The sequence below is a fragment of the Streptomyces flavochromogenes genome (assembly GCF_000717595.1).
GTDB lineage: Bacteria > Actinomycetota > Actinomycetes > Streptomycetales > Streptomycetaceae > Streptomyces > Streptomyces flavochromogenes.
The window spans coordinates 185836-201732 of sequence record NZ_JNZO01000013.1 but is presented as its reverse complement, the minus strand read 5'-3'; the positions used below and the strand labels follow the sequence as shown (position 1 = coordinate 201732).

The window sequence follows — 15897 nt, the reverse complement described above, 5'->3', positions numbered from 1 at the left end:
GGCACTCGACCGCCCGGCTCCCGCTCGTATCGGAGCAGGGGGCCGGGCGGCTCCACGCGGTCTGCGGCCGATGGTCCGGGCGGTGAGCACGGCACTTCCTCCCCCTGTCCGCCCGGCACCGTCCGAGAGCGGCGTTGGCCCGACCGGGTCCTTCGTACGGGCGCCCGCCGGTGTCGCCCCCCGGTCGGCCGCCGCCCCGGTGAGGATCGGGGTCCATGGGCGTCGTCCTGCCGGTCCTCTTCTCGCTCTTCGCCGCGTTCAGCAACGCGCTGGCCACGGTGCTGCAGCGGCGTGCGGCGCTCACCGTCCCGCAGTCCGACTCCTTCCGGCCAGGACTGATCCTCGACCTGCTGCACCGCCCCCTGTGGCTGGCCGGCATCCTCGCCGTCATCGCCGCCGGTGTCGGACAGGCGGCGGCCCTCGCGACCGGGCCGCTGGCCCTCGTGCAGCCCCTCTTCGTACTCGAACTTCCCCTCGCCCTGCTGATCGCCACCCTCCTGACACGCGAACGACTGCCCGCCCGGCTCTGGGTCGCCGTGGCGGGAGTCGTGCTCGGCCTCGGGGTGGCGCTCGGGGCCGCCTCGCCCACCGGCAACCGCACCCATGTGGCACTGGACCGCTGGGTGCCGGCCCTGGGGACCTGTGCCGTCGCCGTGGTGATCCTGGCCGCCATCGGACTGCGCAGACCGCCCGGGCGCGCGAGGGCCGGCTGTCTCGGCGCCGCGACGGCGATCTGTTACGCGCTCACCGCCGCCCTCATGAAGACGTCCATGCACATTCTCGGCGACGGCGGCATCGGCGCCTTCCTGACGTCCTGGCAGACCTACGCCTTCTGCGCGGCGGGGATCGCGGCCCTGCTGCTGCTCGAACACGCCATGCAGGGCGGTCCGCTCGTCGCCTCGCAACCTGCCCTGACACTCGGCGACGCCACCGTGAGCCTGAGTCTCGGTGTCCTGCTGTACGAGGAGCACGTACGGTCGGGCTGGTGGCTGTTGCCCCAGCTCGCGGGTGTCGCGCTGATCGTCCTCGGGGTGTTCACGCTGGCTCGTAGCGGCGTCGGCACGTCCTGACCACGTACTCCTCCCAGGGCGTCCGCGGCGGCCGCCGGACCCACCGACGGCGCCGCCTTCAGCGCCCGGCGAGGTGGGTCACTCCGGACGGCGCTGTGTCACTCCGGACGGCTGAAGCGTCGCGCCGCCCAGAGGAGCGCGATGACGCCCGTGGCGAGGAGGAGGCCGGCTTCGAGGGGGAGGGACGGCTGCCGGCCCGCCCATTCGATGCTGGCGGCCGCCTGCTGGTCGGGCACGCGGTGGGTGACGCAGCGGCGGAGCAGGTCCACCGCGTAGGCGAGCGGGTTGGCGGCGGCGAGGGTGTGAGCCCAGCCGGGCAGGGCGTGCAGGGGGAAGAAGCCGCCGGAGAGGAACAGCAGCGGCATCATGATCAGGCCGAGGAGGGTGTGGAACGTCTCCGCCCTGCGGAGGGACACGGCCAGGGCCAGCGCCAGAGCGGTGATGGTGAACGAGGCCAGGATCATCCCGCCGAGAAGCAGGACGAGGAGCAGCGGGTCGTAGGGCAGGCCGACCGTGCCGGCGAGGCTGAGCAGTACGGCGCCTTGCGCCGTGGCGGTCATGGTGCCGCCGGCGCAGAGTCCCAGGAGGAGGGTGGCGCGGCTGACCGGGGCCATGAGGAGCTCCCGCAGGTAGCCGCTCTGCCGGTCGGTGATCAGACGGATGCCGACCATGATGGCCGGTGTCTGCACCGTCATCATCAGCATGCCGGGGAAGAGATACGTCTGGTAGCCGACGCCCAGGGAAGCACGGGGGATGAGGGCGGCCAGTCCGCCTCCCAGCACGAGGAGGTAGAGCATCGGGTGGAGCAGCATCAGCGCGGTGTGGGTGCGCTGGCCCGCCAGCCGGAGCAGGTCGCGGTGGACCAGGGCGTGGATCGCGCGCAGTTCGTGCCGGAGACGGGCCGGCCACCCGCTGCCGTGGACGCCCGTATCGCCGGACGGGGCGGCGGCACCCGGGGCACCCGGGCCTTCCGGAGTGCGGGGAGCGTCCGGGGCCTGCACGGTGAGGTCGGTCATCGGCTGCCGCCGGTCTCCGACGTGGTTGCGCACGGCGCTGCGGGGGCGGCCGGCGTGGGGTGGCGCTCGGTGGTGTCGAGGCTCCGCCCGGTGTGGTGGAAGAAGACGTCGTCGAGCGTGGGCGGGGCCGCGGCAGCGGCGTGTACGGCGATGCCGTGGCGTTGCAGTGCCGCGCAGAGGCGCGGAATCCAGGTGCTGCCGTCCGGCACGCGCAGGGAGACTCCGCCGCTGTCCGCCGCGACGGCGCGGTCCGGCGGAACGACGCCACGCACGACTCGTCGGGCCGCGGTGTCGTCGCTGGTACGCAGGACGACCAGGTCGTCCCCGATCGCGGCCTTCAGCGCGAGGGGCGTGCCCATGGCCACCACGCGGCCGCGGTCGATGATGGCGATGCGCTCACAGTTCTCCGCCTCCTCCAGGTAGTGGGTGGTGACGAAGAGGGTGCTGCCCTGCCGGTCGCGCAGCGCCCGCAGATGGTCCCAGACCTGGGCGCGGGCGTGCGGGTCGAGTCCGGTGGTCGGCTCGTCCAGGAAGAGCACACGGGGGGAGTGCAGCAGGGCCCGCGCGATCTCCAGACGGCGCCGCATGCCGCCCGACAGGGTGCGTACCGGGGAGCGCCGCCGGTCGGTCAGCCCGGCCGTCTCGAGTACCTCCGCGGCGCGTGAACGGGCATGGCGGCGGGACAGCCCGTAGAGCCGTGCGTGGATGTGGAGGTTCTGATCGGCTGTCAGGTCCGCGTCCAGAGCGCTGTGCTGGAAGAGCATGCCGACTCGTCGCCGCACCTCGTGGGGTCGGCTGAGCACGTCGGCGCCGGCGACGGTGGCGTGACCTGCGGTGGGGCGGGCCAGGGCACACAGCACCGCGATGGTCGTGGACTTCCCCGCGCCGTTGGGCCCGAGGAAGGCGAAGGTCTCGCCCTGCGCCACGTCCAGGTCCACGCCGCGCACCGCGTGGGTGGTGCTGCCCCGCGGGCCCGGGTAGCTCTTGACCAGGCCGCGCACGCTGATGGCGTACACGGGCTCGGGGACGTGCTGGGCGACGTGCCGGCCGGTGACGGCGGTCGGCACGGGGACGGTGGGGGCGAGGACGTCGGCACCGGCGAGGCGTTGCACGGGGTCGGGTCGGTCCGCGTCACCGGCGGGCAGCTGCATGCGGTCGGGCTCCTCTACGGGTTCGCCGGCCGTGGCCACCTGGGCGCACGGCAAGGGGGCGCATCCGGCCGGCGGCTTCCCGGGTGGGCCGCCGGCCGGATGGTGGTGCCTGTCCTACGCGCAGCTGATGCCGATACAGACCGTGTTGAGCAGGGTCAGCAGGCCGACGCACTCACACGTCGCGGCGAACGGCGCTCCGTCGACGCCGACCGGGTCGGTCTCCGGAAGGGCGTGGAGACGGGCCAGCAGTTCGATGTCGTGGTTCTCCATGGGTCTCTCCTTTTCGTTCTGCGAGCTGGCGGCAGACGTGCTGCCGCTCAGACCGGCATCCGGACCATCCAGTGCCGGGGGTCTGCGTGACGGATCCGCAGGAGGAAAGCCAGGATTCCGGCGGATCCGTCGCTCCAGCTGGTCGAGACGTCCCCGTACTCGTTGGGGAAGACCACCTGGGCATGGCGGTGGGCCCTCTCGCTGACGATGAGGCGGGCCAGGTCCTCGGCCATGGCGCGGTGGACGGGGTCACCCGTGGCGTCGGCCATGTCGAGGAGGAAGTCACCGTTGCCCGCCAGGCCGTGGCACTGGCCGAGGGCCGCGCGGGAGGCGCGCTCGGTGACGGCGTACGTACTACGGCGGGCGAGTTCGCCGAACCTGTCGTCCCCAGTGGCCTGCCACAGCCGGACGAGGAACGTTCCGATACCGGCCGCGCCGTGGCACCAGTACGGTGCCGTGGGCAGGTCCCCGGCCTGGGCGGGCCACTGGGCCGCTTCGCCGGTCAGCACGGCGTCGCCCAGCAGGCGCTCGCCCACTTCCACCGCGAGCTCCCTGTGCTCCGGGCGCCGAGAGACGGTCGCGGCGGCGAGGAGGAAGCAGCCGATGCCGGCGCTTCCGTGGGCGAAGCCGAGGTACCGTGTGCCACCCTCGGAGGACACGGCCTCCGCGGGTACCGGCCAGCTCACACCGGACGGATCCCGCCGGGCCGCGGCGACCAGCCGGTCGGCCGCGTCGACGACAAGTTCGGCGAAGCGCGGATCACCGGTGCGGTGCCACAGGTGGACCGCGGCCAGCCCGCTGCCCGCGCTGCCGTGGGTGATGTCGTGATGCGGTGTCGACTGCTGAGGGGCCAGTGCCAGGGCCAGAGCGTGGTCCGTGAGCCCCGGGTCGTCCACGGCACGCCCGGCGTCGTACAGGGCCCAGGCGGTTCCGCGTCCGCCGAAGTGCAGGCCGGGGCGTGGGGAGCGGAGATCGGTGCGGCCCGCGATCCAGTGGCCCGCGGTGGAGATCAGCTCGGGCAGGCGGTCGTCACCGGTGAGTTCCCAGCAGCGCGTCAGCACGGCCAGGACACCGGCCGCGCCCTGCTGCACGGTGCAGGGGTCGGCCTCCCCGGCCATGGTGGACACGGGCCACAGGCGGCCCTCGTCCCCCGGGGTCATCGAAGCGATGAGATGGCCCACGATCCCGGTCACCGCGCGGTCCACGGTCCCGCTCACCGCGTCGCGCGGACGACCGTCACTCCGGCTGGCGTCACGGCGTGCGTTCCCCGGCGGGCGTGCCGCGGAGCGGTTCTGTGGCGGCAACGGGTACGTCCTCCGGACGGCCTCGCGCGCCCGGGCAGGGCCCCACCGCTCGGCGGGGTCGTCCTTCATCAGCCCGAGGACGGTCTCGGCGAGGCCGTCCGGCAGTCGGAGCGGCCCCGTGCAGGCGGTCAGCCAGGCGGCGAGCCGCTGCTCCGTGGTCCTGACGGCAGGCTCCTCCGGCAGCAGGTTCGGTACTTTCCCGGCCAGCACGAAGCACGCGGTGGCACCGAGGCTGTAGTAGTCGCCCGTAGGGCTGACGGGTGCGTCGGCCAGGCGCTCGGGGGCACTGAATCCGGGGGTTCCCACGCGGGTCGGCAGGGCGGCCTCGTCTTGCAGGACGGCGAGTTCGAGGTCGATGAGGCGCAGCTCACCGTTCGGACGGACCATCACGTTGCCGGGTGTGAAGTCCCGCAACACACAGCCTCGCGCGTGCGCCGCCGCGACCAGGTCCACCAGACGCGCGACCTGCGCCACCGCGTCGGCGCGATAGCGCTCCGCTCCGACGTCGCGGAAGTGCTCGGCGACCCAGGTGCGCAGGGTGACGCCCGGTACCTCCTCCTGCGCCAGGAAGAGGTGCCCGCCGTGCTCGAACAACGCGAGCGGCTCCGGAACCAGCCCCGTGCCCTTGAGCTTCTCCAGCGTCCGGGCCTCGGCGCGCAACCAGTCACGGACGTCACAGCCGGAGGAGTCGGCCTCCACGTGCGGGCGGGCCTCCTTGATCACCACGAGGGCGCCCGTACGGACGTCGGCCCCCCGGTAGACCCCGCCCTTGTTGGTGTGCCGGATCGCCTCCCGTACCGCGAAACGACCACCGAGCAGCACCGGAGCCTTCGCCCCGTCAGCCCCGTCAGCCCTGCCAGCCCCGCCAGCCCCGTCAGTCCCTTCCGACGCGCCTGGCACGACAGGAACCGTGGTGGGGAAGGGGCAGACAGCCCAAGAGGGCGGAGAGTACTGGCCGGTGCGCTTGTCCTCCACGGGATTGCCGTCGGGGTCCTCGATGAACCACACCAGCAGACCGTCGTCCGAGAGCCGCCTCCGGCCGACGAACGAGCCGTACCGGTAGTGCACCAGCGAGTGCACGACGTACGGCTGGTCGGACAGGATCCGGGGGCCGGCCAGCCCCGCCGTGGCCTCGTGCAGCTCGTGGGCGAGCCGGGCCGCCTCGGCGTCGGAGCGCGGGTAGACGGTGATGAACTTGCCCGAGCTTCCCCGGGGCGTGGCACGGGAGTTGAGCGCACTCACCCGGTCCAGCGACCGGGCGAACTTGAACGCCGACTCCTCCCGCAGCAGCACCTCCAGGGCCTTCCCGAGGACAGCCGGCGCGGAGGCGGCCGTCGCCGACACATGCAGCTTCCACCCCTGCTCGCGCCGTGTGCCCGACCCGGGCGTGACACGGCACCACATCTCGTCCGAGTCGGCCGCCCAACGTGCGCCCGTACCCGTGGTGTGCAGCGCCTTCCGGAGAAGGCCTTCCAGTTCGGCTTCGGTCACCTGGCTCGTCATTCGTGTCCTTCGCGACGGTGAGGTCCGCTGACCGGAAGGTGCCCGAAGGCATGACGAGACCAACACGCCCCCGCCCGTATTCACTTGATCCGGCGAGCGCACAGCGCGACGGCGCGGTCCACGGGTGCGCCCAGCGCAGAAACAGGCTCACGAATCCCGAGCGGGGGTGGCGCGCCGAGCGCGCCCGCACAGCGGCACGGCCGCCGGTGTCTCCGTTACGGCAGGATGGAGTCGACGTACCCGCCGTCCACGCGCAGCGCGCCGCCGGTGGTGGCGGACGCCTGCTCCGAAGCGAGGTACACCACCATGTGGGCGATCTCCTCGGGTTCGATGAGCCGCTGCAGCAGGGACTGCGGACGGTACTCGCGCATGAAGACGCGTTGCGCTTCGTCCCAGGGAAGGGCGCGGTCCACCAGCTCGTACACGAACTGCTCCACGCCGCCCGTGTGCGTGGGGCCGGCGATGACGGAATTGACGGTGACACCTGTCCCCGCCGCCTGCTTGGCGAAGCCGCGCGTCACCGCCAGAAGGGCGGTCTTGGACATGCCGTAGTGGATCATCTCGGCGGGGATCACCACCGCCGAGTCGCTCGCGATGTTCTGGATCCGCCCCCAGCCGCGCTCGCTCATGCCGGGAAGGTACTGACGGATGAGCCTCACCGCGGCCAGGACGTTCACCTCGAAGTAGCGTCGCCACTCGTCGTCGCTGATCTTCAGCGGATCGGCCTCGCCGAAGACGCCGAGGTTGTTCACCAGGATGTCCACGTGCGGCAGTGCCTCGGCGGCCAGCCGTGCGCCTTCCTCGGTGGCGACGTCGGCGACCACTGGAACCAGGTCCGCGTGGGGGACCTCGGCCCGCATGCCCGCGATGGCGTGCTCGACGCGTTCCCCGGTCCGCCCGTTGACGCCGACGCGGGCTCCTGCCCGAGCCAGTCCGGTGGCGATGGCGGCGCCGATCCCCTGGGTGGACCCGGTGACCAGCGCGGTGCGTCGTGTCAGATCGATGAGCATGGCCGGACTGGCTCCTTGAAGAACTCGACGAGTGCGTCGGTCATTCCGACCCGTCCCGTCTACCCGCCCGGTGACAGAAAGCATCGGACAATCCCGCACCACCCTTCGTACGGCCCACTGGGCGCAGCGCGGCACGGCGCGCTACCGCTCCGCCGCGACGGGGCCGCCGTTCCCGGCCCGCCGGGGAAGACACGGTGGCCGAACGGAGTTGACCTCCGTGTCGTTGCATTCCGAGGAGAAGGAGCGGTCATGGCGGGAGCGTTGATCGTCGGGGCGGGGCCGGGGATAGGGCAGGCGGTGGCCCGGCGGTTCGCCCGGGAGGGGCTGCCGGTCGCCCTGATCGCGCGGTCGAAGGAGACGGTGGAGTCGGCGGCCGAGGCCATCGGCTCGCTGGGGGTGCGGGCCGTGCCCCTCACTGCCGACGCCGCCGACGACACGGCCCTGCGCGCCGCCCTGGACACCGCCGCGGGTGAACTCGGCGAACCCGACGTCGTGGTCTACAACGCGGCCGTCATCCGGCCCGACGCCGTCGGCGAACTCCCGCTCCGCGACCATGCGCACACCTACGCGGTCAACGTCCTCGGCGCCCTCACCGCCGCCGCGCACATCCTGCCCGGGATGGCACGGCGCGGGCGGGGAACCTTCGTCGTCACCGGCGGGATGCCCGAGATGAAGCCGCAGTACGTGAGTCTGTCCCTGGGCAAGGCCGGTGTGCGGGCCCTGGTCGAGCTGCTGGACACCGAGTACGGACCGTCGGGGGTGCACGTCGCCACGGTCACCGTCGGCGGAGTCGTCGCACCCGGGACGGCGTACGACCCCGACGACATCGCCGAGCACTACTGGCGCCTGCACACCCAGCCGCACGGGCAGTGGGAGCGAGAAGTGCTCCACCGGGCAGGTCCAGGAGAGGCTCGCTGACGCGTGTGCGGCGGCTCGGGAGCGGGACCGCCGCACGGTCCGTCACGGCTCAGTAGCGGAGCAGTCCCGCGTCGATCCGCTCCCAGGCCGCCCGCAGCTCGGCGAGTCGCGCCGGCTCGAACGGTGCCCGGTCCGCCTGCTCGCGGGAGTCCTCGGACAGACGGAAGAGCTGGTCGCGGCCGGACTTGCCCCGGTAGTACTTCCAGTCGCCGCGGCGCAGCGCCCGCTCGCCCCGCACCCGCCAGAAGAGATCCCGCTCGGGCACGTCGGCGCCGCGGAGCAGGTGTCCGGCGAGGCTGGTGCCGTCGAGGGGGTACGCGGGGTGGGGGCGGGCTCCGGCCAGGTCGAGCAGGGTCGCCGTCCAGTCGGGCGTGAACACCGGCAGGTCGCTGACCTGGCCGCCGTCGATCCTGGCGGGCCAGCGCAGGATCGAGGGGGTGCGTATGCCGCCCTCCTGGAGCGAGCCCTTGTTGCCGGTGAGCGGCCAGTTGTAGGAGAAGCGCTCGCCGCCGTTGTCGCTGGCGAAGAAGACGAGCGTGTCCTGCTCCTGGCCGGAGCGCTTCAGCGCCTTGAGGACCTGCCCGATCGAGCGGTCGAGGTCCTCGACCATCTCCTTGTACTTCCCGACGGAGCCGCCGTCCTGGTGCCAGAGGGCGGAGCGGTCGCCGGCCTTGATCCGGCGGACGATCTCGTCGCTCGCCTCCTTGTCGCCGTCGGCGATCCAAGGCCAGTGCGGGGTGGTGAAGTTCAGGTTGAGCAGCCAGGGCTTGTCGTGGTCGCGGCCGACGTACTCGCCTGCCCTCTCGGTGAGGATCCGGGTGTAGTAGCGCAGGTCCTTGTACTCGGCATTGCCCTCGTAGAGGTCGTACTCGCCGCCGAGCCCGAGCTTGGAGTAGTACTCCAGGGCCCCGCCGAAGTTGCCGAAGAACTCGTCCCAGCCGGAACGGGTGGGCGAGTAGTCGGGCAGGTAGCCGCAGTGCCACTTGCCGATGAGGGCGGTGGCGTATCCGGAGTCCCGGAGGAGCGAGGCGAGCGTCGGATGGGTGGGTTCGAGGCCGACGGACCTGTCGGCGATCGGCTCGGCCAGCCCGCCCTCCGTACGACCCGGGTAGCGGCCGGTGTAGAGGCTGAAGCGGGTGGGGGAGCAGGTCGCGGAGCCGGAGTAGGCGTCGGTGAAGCGGACGCCCTCGCGGGCGAGACGGTCCAGATGAGGGGTGCGGATGTGCGGGGAGCCGTACGACGAGAGGTCGGCCCAGCCGAGGTCGTCGCCCAGGATGAAGAGGATGTTGGGGCGTCGTGAGTGGCGGCGTGGCTGCGCGGCTCGGAACGGCCGCTCCCGCGGGTCGGCCGCGGGGGCCGCTTGTGCGGCGGACGCGGTGGCTCCGAGGGCTGCGGCAGCTGCGGCACCGGCGGCGACCCCGCCGAGGGCACGGCGGGACAGGGGCGTGGACATACAGGTCTCCAGGAGGGCGTGCGGGCATGCCTCCGAGGCCCGGCGGGCGGGGTGAGCGGAGGAGGCGTGCGTGCGGGGCGAGTGGGAAGTCGGCCGGTCAGCCGCAGCGACAGACAGCGCTGGCGACACGGACGAGGTCCACGTGTCGGCGCTGGACGCGGGTGACCGAGCGGTCACGCAGGGGCTGCATGAGCCAGGAGTCTTGTCGAGCCGTCCTGGGCCGTCAACGGCGTACGGGCAGGTTGACGCGCGTAGTTCGCATGATCGACATGCCGGTGAACCCCAGGTCGAACCTCGGCCCGACTAGATCACCGTGTGGGTCAACGGCGGCTGCCTCCACCTCGGCGAAGTGGACGGCAACGCGATCTACGAGGCCGATGGGCACTGTCCTGCCCGGGACGCGGTCTCCTGACGGAGCACGTGTCCTGAAGGGACCAGGCGCGCTCCGGTCCGCGCCGGACTCGTCACGACGGGTACGGCTCACGTCGACGGCCCGGTGGCCGGCCTCAGCTCGGCTTGCGCCACACGGAGATGTGCTTCGTGGAGTCCTGGGTGAACGGCGACCCGTCCCAGTCCGCGACGCGCCGTTCGCACGCGAGCCCCGCGATGCGTGCCATCAGGTCGAGCTCCGCAGGCCAGGCGTAGCGGTGCCGGGAGTTGTCACGGCGGTAGTGGCCGTCGTCGCCGGCGCGGGTGAAGTGGTGCGAGACGAGGATCTGCTCGACGAGGTCGAAGGTGTCGAAGCCGAGATGCCGCTCGGAGACGTCGAACGGCACCGCGACCTGGCCGGGCGGCAGGAGCCGCAGTGGCGGCACGCCCAGCTCGATGACGAATCGGCCGCCCGGCGCCAGATGGCGTGCCGCGTTGCGGAAGCACTCGACCTGCTCGTCCTGCGTGAGCAGGTTCGTGATGGTGTTGTAGACGAGATAGACCAGGGTGAACTCGCCGGGAACGACGGTGGTGGCCATGTCCCCGATGACGACCGGGAGTGTGGCCTCGTCGGTCTTGCGCCGGAGCACCGCCGCCATGTGCTCGGACAGTTCGATGCCCACGACCGGCACGCCCCGTTCCCGGAGCGGGACGCCCACGCGTCCGGTCCCGATGGCGAACTCCAGTGCCCGGCCGTCTCCGGCGAGCTCGGCGAGGAAGGCGAGAGTCGGTCCGAGGACGGCGGCCGAGGACGTCTCGGTCTCCTCGGCGTCGTAGCGTTCGGCGGTCGCGCGGGTCCACAGCTCACTGCTCGTCACGGGCGGCCACTTTGCCGGGTACCGAAGGGCGCTGTCGACGCATTTTCCGTCCACCTGCTCCGATCAGGCGGTCCGGGACGCGCGCCCGTCGAACGCCGTGGCAGCGCCTGCAGCACTGTCTGCCCTGGATGCCAGAATCACCGGCATGCCGCTGTGCGATTACTTCTCCGCCACTGACGACCAGACCGCCGTCGCCGTCCTCCGCACTCCTGGAGGGCCGGGGGAGGCGGGACTCGACGTGGTCTTCCTCAAGAACATCGACCCGGTCGTCGCGATCGTCCAGCTCGAAGCCGTCATGACCGGGTGCAGCCATGAGGAGGCCGGCGAGCGCCCGCGGTCCGGCCGGCTGCTGTCCGAGCCGGAGGACGGCCCGCCGTTCGTGGTCAGCCTGACGGACACGCTGATCGATGCCCTCGCCACGGCAACGCCGGATGACCTCCTCCGCTCCGCCGAGCGGTGGTCGGCGACCGACGAACTCCGGCAGACGGGGATCGGCGTCGAGGCCGCGGCCGATGTCCTGGAGGCCCTGGCCGGACTGGCCCGGCGCGCTCGGGCTGCCGGCCGGCGGCTGTATTGCTGGTGGGCCCTGTGACGCGGCGGCGTCCGGCGCCGTTGCCCTTGCCCGGCAGTTCGCGGCGCCGACAGGTGCGGTAGGAGTCTTCGGCCGTCGGGGGACGTGGCGCGGCGCGGACGGCGACGCGTCGGGCGGAGCGGTCGCACCGCTCTCGCCCGGCGCCGCCGCCCTGTGGGCGCACGTCGTGCCCGTCGGGGGAGTACGGGTCAGCCGACGGGCGCAGCCGTGTCGTCGCCGGCCCTGGTGACCGCCGGGTGCACGGTCTCGGCGGGCGGGTTGGCCGTGCGCCGCACCCACAGCCAGTACAGGGCCGCGGTGACCACGAGCCCGACGATCCACGAGATGTCGGCGCCGTCGAGCCTCTTGGTGATCGCGCCGGTGTACAGCTTGGTGGCCAGGAACGGGATCTGGACGGCGACGCCCACGACGTAGCAGGTCAGAGCCGTGACGTTCCAGCGGCCGTAGCGGCCGTCCGGGTCGTACAGGGCGGGGATGTCGACGCGTTCGCGCGAGACCAGGTAGTAGTCGACCAGGTTGATCGCGCTCCACGGGGTGAACACCATCAGGATCAGGAGCACGAAGTTCTTGAAGTTGTTGAGGAAGTCGTCGCTCGCGGCCAGTGCGATGACCATCGACACGGCGGTGAAGCCGACGATGTAGGCGGCGCGGGCGGCGGCCGAGATGCGCGAGCGGCCGTCGAACGCGGTGACGGTGGTCAGGATCGACATGAAGCCGCCGTACGCGTTGAGGCAGTTGACCGTCAGCTTGCCGACCACGATCACCAGGTAGATGAGGAAGGCGAGGACCACGGGCCCGGCGAGGTCGCCGAGGAAGCCCACCTGGTCGCTGAGGAAGGTCTTGCCGGCGACGGCGGCGGTGAGCGCTCCCAGCGTCATGGCCCACTGGGAGCCGATGACGGAGCCGGCGAACGTGGACCAGAACGTCGCGCGCGTGCTGGTGTCGCGCGGCAGGTAGCGCGAGTAGTCGGCGACGTACGGACCGAAGGTCAGCTGCCATCCGGCGCCGAGCCCTACGGCGAGGAGGAAGGTCGCCGTCTCGAAGCCCTTGTTCCCGACGTGTGCGCCGACGTCGTACTGCGTGAACAGCCGCACCAGCAGGTAGCCGAGGCCGAGGACGCCGACGACGGTGGCGATGCGCCCTGCGATGTGGATGAGCCGGTAGCCGGTGACCGCGACCACGGCGGTCAGCGCGCCGAAGACGAGGATGCCGGCGTCGGTGTTGTCGATGTGCAGCATCTCGGAGAGTGCCTGGCCGGCCAGGACACTGCCGGTCGCGGCGAAGCCGAGGTACATGAGAATCACCAACAGCAGGGGCAGGACCGCCCCGTGGACGCCGAACTGCGCGCGGCTGGAGATCATCTGCGGGACGCCGAGCCGCGGTCCCTGCGCGGAGTGCAGTGCCATCACGATGCCACCGAGCAGGTTGCCGATGAGCAGCGCGGGTATCGCCCACAGGGCGTCGGCGCCGAAGACGACGGCCAGTGCACCGTCGACGATCGCGGTGATCTGCATGTTGGCGCCGAACCACAGAGTGAACTGGCTGCGCGGCGTGCCGTGCCGCTCGGCGTCGGGAATGACCTCGATGGTGCGAGTCTCCATCGAGAGTCGCTCCCCGGGGGTGTGTTGGACCGGCATGGTGGAGACCTCTCCCGCGGCGATTCCGGTGTGTTCGGACGGAGCGCAGCCGTTGACACGTGACTGCGTGCGCCGAATCTCGCATAGGGTTGAACAGGTATCAAGATCCTGAATGGAGAATTTCAAAAGGGCCCATGCCTCCCGCACTCGGGCCGCACCTCCTCTCCCGCTCCGGCCGGCGTGCGGCTGGACAGGGGAGTCGCCGGAGCGCCGCGCACAGGGCCGCACCCGGCGCGAGGCAGGCTGGCCGGACAGTGACGGCGAGCAAGGAGAGAGATCATGGCGAACGAAGAGATCTGGGGCTACCCCACCGGTTCCGGCTACGAGACAGGGAGCGACCTGGTCGGATTCAAGGTCGAGGCAACCGACGGGGACATCGGGAAGGTCGACGAGCACACCGACGAGGCCGGAACCGGCTACATCGTCGTCGACATCGGCGTCTGGATCTTCGGCAGGCATGTACTGCTCCCCGCCAGCGTCATCCGGCGGGTCGACCGGGACGGCGAAACGGTCTACGTCGACCGTACGAAGGACCAGATCAAGCACGCCCCCGAGTTCGAGCGAACCAAGCAGCCACGTGACACCGGCTACCTCGAGCAGTTCGCCCAGTACTACGGGATGCCGCACATGTGAGCCGCCGCACCCCCCGGCAAACCCGCCATGACGTCCCGCACGACCGGGCTCGGTCACTTGCTCTCTCGAACGCGTTCTTTGCCGGACCGGCAAAAGCCGCGCCATCAGAGGGGCCGGTTGGGCATGGTGGGTCCGTGACCGAGAACATCGCAGCGGGATCGCCCGCGCACGACGCTCCCTCCCCCACCGACGCCTACGTCGGAGACCCCGCAGTGCGGGCGGAGTGGGACAACCGGTACGCCGACCGGCAACAACTCTGGAGCGGCCGGCCGAACGGCGCGCTCGTGGCGGAGGTCGCCGGGCTCACCCCCGGGCGTGTTCTCGACGTCGGCTGCGGTGAGGGTGCGGACGCCGTCTGGCTCGCGCGCAGCGGCTGGGACGTGACCGCGCTCGAGGTCTCGGGCGTGGCCCTGGAGCGGGCGGCCGGGCACGCGCGGGACGCGGACGTCGCCGTGCACTGGGTCCACGCCGCACTGGCGGACGCCGCGCTCCCGCCCGCCTCCTTCGACCTGGTCTCCGCCCAGTACCCGGCCCTGCTGCGCACTCCCGACGCCGCCGCCGAGCGGGCGTTGATCGCGGCCGTCGCCGTCGGCGGTGTGCTGCTGCTCGTCCACCACGCGGGAATGGACACCCGGCAGCCGAACGAGAGCGGCTTCGACCCGGCCGACTACGTCTGGCCCTCGATGGTCACGGCCCTCCTCGGCGACGACTGGGTGGTGGAGGTCGACGAGCAGCGCGCCCGCGTGGCACCCGAGGGCGGAGCCGGCGCGCACCACACGGATGACCTGGTGCTGCGCGCCCGCCGACTGCGCTGATCCTGATCCGACGCGCAGGGATCCGGTCCCGACCGGCCGATCCTGTAGGCGGCGACGTACCGGGGCGAGGAGGGAGATCACCCCGGTCCTCGCAGAGTGGCGAGGTCGAACTAGTCTTCGCGCCATGGCTTTGCGACCTGACGAGTTCTACGACCACGCGCTCGCCGCTGCCGACGCCGAGCGTCGGCTCCCCCTCGCGCGCATGACAGGGTGGAGCATCAGCCCGTTCGAAGCGGACGGACTGCGCGTCTCGCCCCTGCGCCCTCCCGTTCTGCCCGAGCCTCCGCGACACGGAGAGGACCCGTCGGACTGCGCGTCGTGCCGTGACCGGGGCGAGGGGATCTGGTTCAACGACGGTTGGCGGCTCACGCGGATCGCGGGAGTCGGTGTGCCGCTGGTTCTCATGCTGCATCCGCTCGAGCACTACGACATGGCGGACCTCCCCGACGAACTGGCGGCCGAACTGGGGGTCCTCTCCGCTCACATCGTCCGCCACGTGCAGGCCCTGCCCCACATCTCGCGAGCCCACGTCTACCGCATCGGGGACGGAGGAGCGCACCTGCACATCTGGTTCTTCGCCCGCCCCGAGGGACAGTCCCAGCTGTACGGATCGTGGATGCCGGTCTGGGACGATCTGCTGCCGGAATACCCGGCGGACGTCGCCGACGCGGACGCGGCGGTCGTGGCAGACGCCTTGGTCGCCTCCGCCGGCGGGCGTCGCGCGGCTGCCGACGAGTCGACCGACGACTGAACCACCGGCGGACGCCGGGGCTCGCCCTCGGCGCCGACACATGGTCATGCACAGGCGTCCTGGCCGCAGTTTCCCGGCGGAGGGTTGGTTGCCGGTCCTCGCGCACGTGCGGGGACGCGAGGACCGGCCCAGGGGATACCCGTCCTGAGGGTTCCGACACGACCGTACGAACTGCCGAGTGCTTCCGCACCCGCTGAGCCGCCGCCGGGGGCCACATGAGCGCGCACCGCGTCCTGACACCGGACGCCGGCCCGGCGGGGGAGTCCCGCCGGGCCGGCGTCCGGGTGCGGGTGACGTCAGCAGGCGGAGACCCACAGGTGTGACCCGACCCGGTCGTCGACGAGCTCGCTCGTGCCGCACACGAGGATGCGGTCAACCGGCCGCGCAGGCGGGGAACATGCTGTTTCAGCAGGTCGGAACCGTCGAACGCGGCCGATCTTGGTGGCAACCGGATCCACCCTCCCGGAGGAGTCCCGCCGCCGCGGTCGACGGTCCACCACGCCCGCCCGTTGCTCACGTGGCGTCAC

Annotated in this window: 15 protein-coding genes; 6 read left to right on the top strand and 9 right to left on the bottom strand. The window is 71.8% G+C overall.

The window, feature by feature from the left end; all coding sequences use genetic code 11:
- Positions 1-215 precede the first annotated feature (215 nt).
- Positions 216-1070 (top strand): DMT family transporter, encoded by an 855-nt coding sequence (locus tag IF00_RS0118000; protein ID WP_030319243.1) that lies wholly within the window; start codon positions 216-218, stop codon positions 1068-1070.
- A 98-nt stretch (positions 1071-1168) separates the two neighbouring features.
- Here the strand turns inward: IF00_RS0118000 and IF00_RS0117995 are convergent, their stop codons facing one another.
- The 5 genes from IF00_RS0117995 to IF00_RS0117975 form a co-directional block, all read right to left on the bottom strand.
- Positions 1169-2086 carry an ABC transporter permease gene (locus IF00_RS0117995; RefSeq protein WP_030319242.1) on the bottom strand — a complete coding sequence of 306 codons (918 nt, stop codon included), beginning with the start codon at positions 2084-2086 and terminating at the stop codon, positions 1169-1171.
- Positions 2083-3237, bottom strand: coding sequence for an ABC transporter ATP-binding protein (locus IF00_RS0117990; RefSeq protein WP_078944733.1), 1155 nt, complete (start codon positions 3235-3237; stop codon positions 2083-2085). Before IF00_RS0117990 ends, IF00_RS0117995 begins: the two co-directional genes overlap by 4 nt.
- Positions 3238-3351: 114 nt before the next feature.
- A complete protein-coding gene (locus IF00_RS46150) occupies positions 3352-3507 on the bottom strand; it encodes a VenA family class IV lanthipeptide (RefSeq protein WP_167346868.1) in 156 nt (51 codons plus the stop codon).
- A gap of 47 nt (positions 3508-3554) precedes the next feature.
- Complete coding sequence (gene lanL, locus IF00_RS0117980; RefSeq protein ID WP_030319239.1) at positions 3555-6314, bottom strand: class IV lanthionine synthetase LanL; 2760 nt, start codon at positions 6312-6314, stop codon at positions 3555-3557.
- A gap of 215 nt (positions 6315-6529) precedes the next feature.
- On the bottom strand, positions 6530-7324 hold the full coding sequence (locus tag IF00_RS0117975; RefSeq protein ID WP_030319234.1) for an SDR family NAD(P)-dependent oxidoreductase: 795 nt from the start codon (positions 7322-7324) through the stop codon (positions 6530-6532).
- Positions 7325-7573: 249 nt separating this feature from the next.
- On the opposite strand from IF00_RS0117975, the gene IF00_RS0117970 reads away from it, so the two are divergent.
- A complete protein-coding gene (locus tag IF00_RS0117970) occupies positions 7574-8242 on the top strand; it encodes an SDR family NAD(P)-dependent oxidoreductase (protein WP_030319232.1) in 669 nt (222 codons plus the stop codon).
- A 49-nt stretch (positions 8243-8291) separates the two neighbouring features.
- On the opposite strand, the gene IF00_RS0117965 is transcribed toward IF00_RS0117970, so the two are convergent.
- From IF00_RS0117965 to IF00_RS0117955, 3 genes are all read right to left on the bottom strand, one after another.
- Positions 8292-9695 carry a sulfatase family protein gene (locus IF00_RS0117965; RefSeq protein WP_106975827.1) on the bottom strand — a complete coding sequence of 468 codons (1404 nt, stop codon included), beginning with the start codon at positions 9693-9695 and terminating at the stop codon, positions 8292-8294.
- A 97-nt stretch (positions 9696-9792) separates the two neighbouring features.
- Positions 9793-9885 (bottom strand): putative leader peptide, encoded by a 93-nt coding sequence (locus IF00_RS48050; protein ID WP_388311199.1) that lies wholly within the window; start codon positions 9883-9885, stop codon positions 9793-9795.
- 316 nt (positions 9886-10201) lie between these two features.
- Positions 10202-10942 (bottom strand): class I SAM-dependent DNA methyltransferase, encoded by a 741-nt coding sequence (locus IF00_RS0117955; RefSeq protein WP_030319228.1) that lies wholly within the window; start codon positions 10940-10942, stop codon positions 10202-10204.
- A 145-nt stretch (positions 10943-11087) separates the two neighbouring features.
- Between IF00_RS0117955 and IF00_RS42700 the strand changes: the two genes are divergently transcribed.
- Entirely contained in the window at positions 11088-11534 is a 447-nt protein-coding gene (locus IF00_RS42700; protein ID WP_030319227.1) for a hypothetical protein, read from the top strand.
- Positions 11535-11722: 188 nt separating this feature from the next.
- Here the strand turns inward: IF00_RS42700 and IF00_RS0117945 are convergent, their stop codons facing one another.
- A complete protein-coding gene (locus IF00_RS0117945; protein WP_388311202.1) occupies positions 11723-13135 on the bottom strand; it encodes a purine-cytosine permease family protein in 1413 nt (470 codons plus the stop codon).
- A 315-nt stretch (positions 13136-13450) separates the two neighbouring features.
- Between IF00_RS0117945 and IF00_RS0117940 the strand changes: the two genes are divergently transcribed.
- The 3 genes from IF00_RS0117940 (at position 13451) to IF00_RS0117930 (ending at position 15370) form a co-directional block, all read left to right on the top strand.
- Positions 13451-13804: a PRC-barrel domain-containing protein gene (locus IF00_RS0117940; protein ID WP_030319224.1), complete on the top strand. Its 354-nt coding sequence runs from the start codon at positions 13451-13453 to the stop codon at positions 13802-13804.
- A gap of 134 nt (positions 13805-13938) precedes the next feature.
- Positions 13939-14619 carry a class I SAM-dependent methyltransferase gene (locus tag IF00_RS0117935; protein WP_030319222.1) on the top strand — a complete coding sequence of 227 codons (681 nt, stop codon included), beginning with the start codon at positions 13939-13941 and terminating at the stop codon, positions 14617-14619.
- Between the two features lie 124 nt (positions 14620-14743).
- On the top strand, positions 14744-15370 hold the full coding sequence (locus IF00_RS0117930; protein ID WP_037638455.1) for an HIT family protein: 627 nt from the start codon (positions 14744-14746) through the stop codon (positions 15368-15370).
- The last annotated feature ends 527 nt before the right edge of the window (positions 15371-15897 follow it).

What these genes read in the sequence shown, in the direction of transcription:
- IF00_RS0118000 (WP_030319243.1), top strand. Translation starts at nt 216, where the DNA reads ATGGGCGTCGTCCTGCCGGTCCTCTTCTCGCTCTTCGCCGCGTTCAGC.
- IF00_RS0117995 (WP_030319242.1), bottom strand. Translation starts at nt 2,086, where the DNA reads ATGACCGACCTCACCGTGCAGGCCCCGGACGCTCCCCGCACTCCGGAA.
- IF00_RS0117990 (WP_078944733.1), bottom strand. Translation starts at nt 3,237, where the DNA reads ATGCAGCTGCCCGCCGGTGACGCGGACCGACCCGACCCCGTGCAACGC.
- IF00_RS46150 (WP_167346868.1), bottom strand. Translation starts at nt 3,507, where the DNA reads ATGGAGAACCACGACATCGAACTGCTGGCCCGTCTCCACGCCCTTCCG.
- lanL (WP_030319239.1), bottom strand. Translation starts at nt 6,314, where the DNA reads ATGACGAGCCAGGTGACCGAAGCCGAACTGGAAGGCCTTCTCCGGAAG.
- IF00_RS0117975 (WP_030319234.1), bottom strand. Translation starts at nt 7,324, where the DNA reads ATGCTCATCGATCTGACACGACGCACCGCGCTGGTCACCGGGTCCACC.
- IF00_RS0117970 (WP_030319232.1), top strand. Translation starts at nt 7,574, where the DNA reads ATGGCGGGAGCGTTGATCGTCGGGGCGGGGCCGGGGATAGGGCAGGCG.
- IF00_RS0117965 (WP_106975827.1), bottom strand. Translation starts at nt 9,695, where the DNA reads ATGTCCACGCCCCTGTCCCGCCGTGCCCTCGGCGGGGTCGCCGCCGGT.
- IF00_RS48050 (WP_388311199.1), bottom strand. Translation starts at nt 9,885, where the DNA reads ATGCAGCCCCTGCGTGACCGCTCGGTCACCCGCGTCCAGCGCCGACAC.
- IF00_RS42700 (WP_030319227.1), top strand. Translation starts at nt 11,088, where the DNA reads ATGCCGCTGTGCGATTACTTCTCCGCCACTGACGACCAGACCGCCGTC.
- IF00_RS0117945 (WP_388311202.1), bottom strand. Translation starts at nt 13,135, where the DNA reads ATGGAGACTCGCACCATCGAGGTCATTCCCGACGCCGAGCGGCACGGC.
- IF00_RS0117940 (WP_030319224.1), top strand. Translation starts at nt 13,451, where the DNA reads ATGGCGAACGAAGAGATCTGGGGCTACCCCACCGGTTCCGGCTACGAG.
- IF00_RS0117930 (WP_037638455.1), top strand. Translation starts at nt 14,744, where the DNA reads ATGGCTTTGCGACCTGACGAGTTCTACGACCACGCGCTCGCCGCTGCC.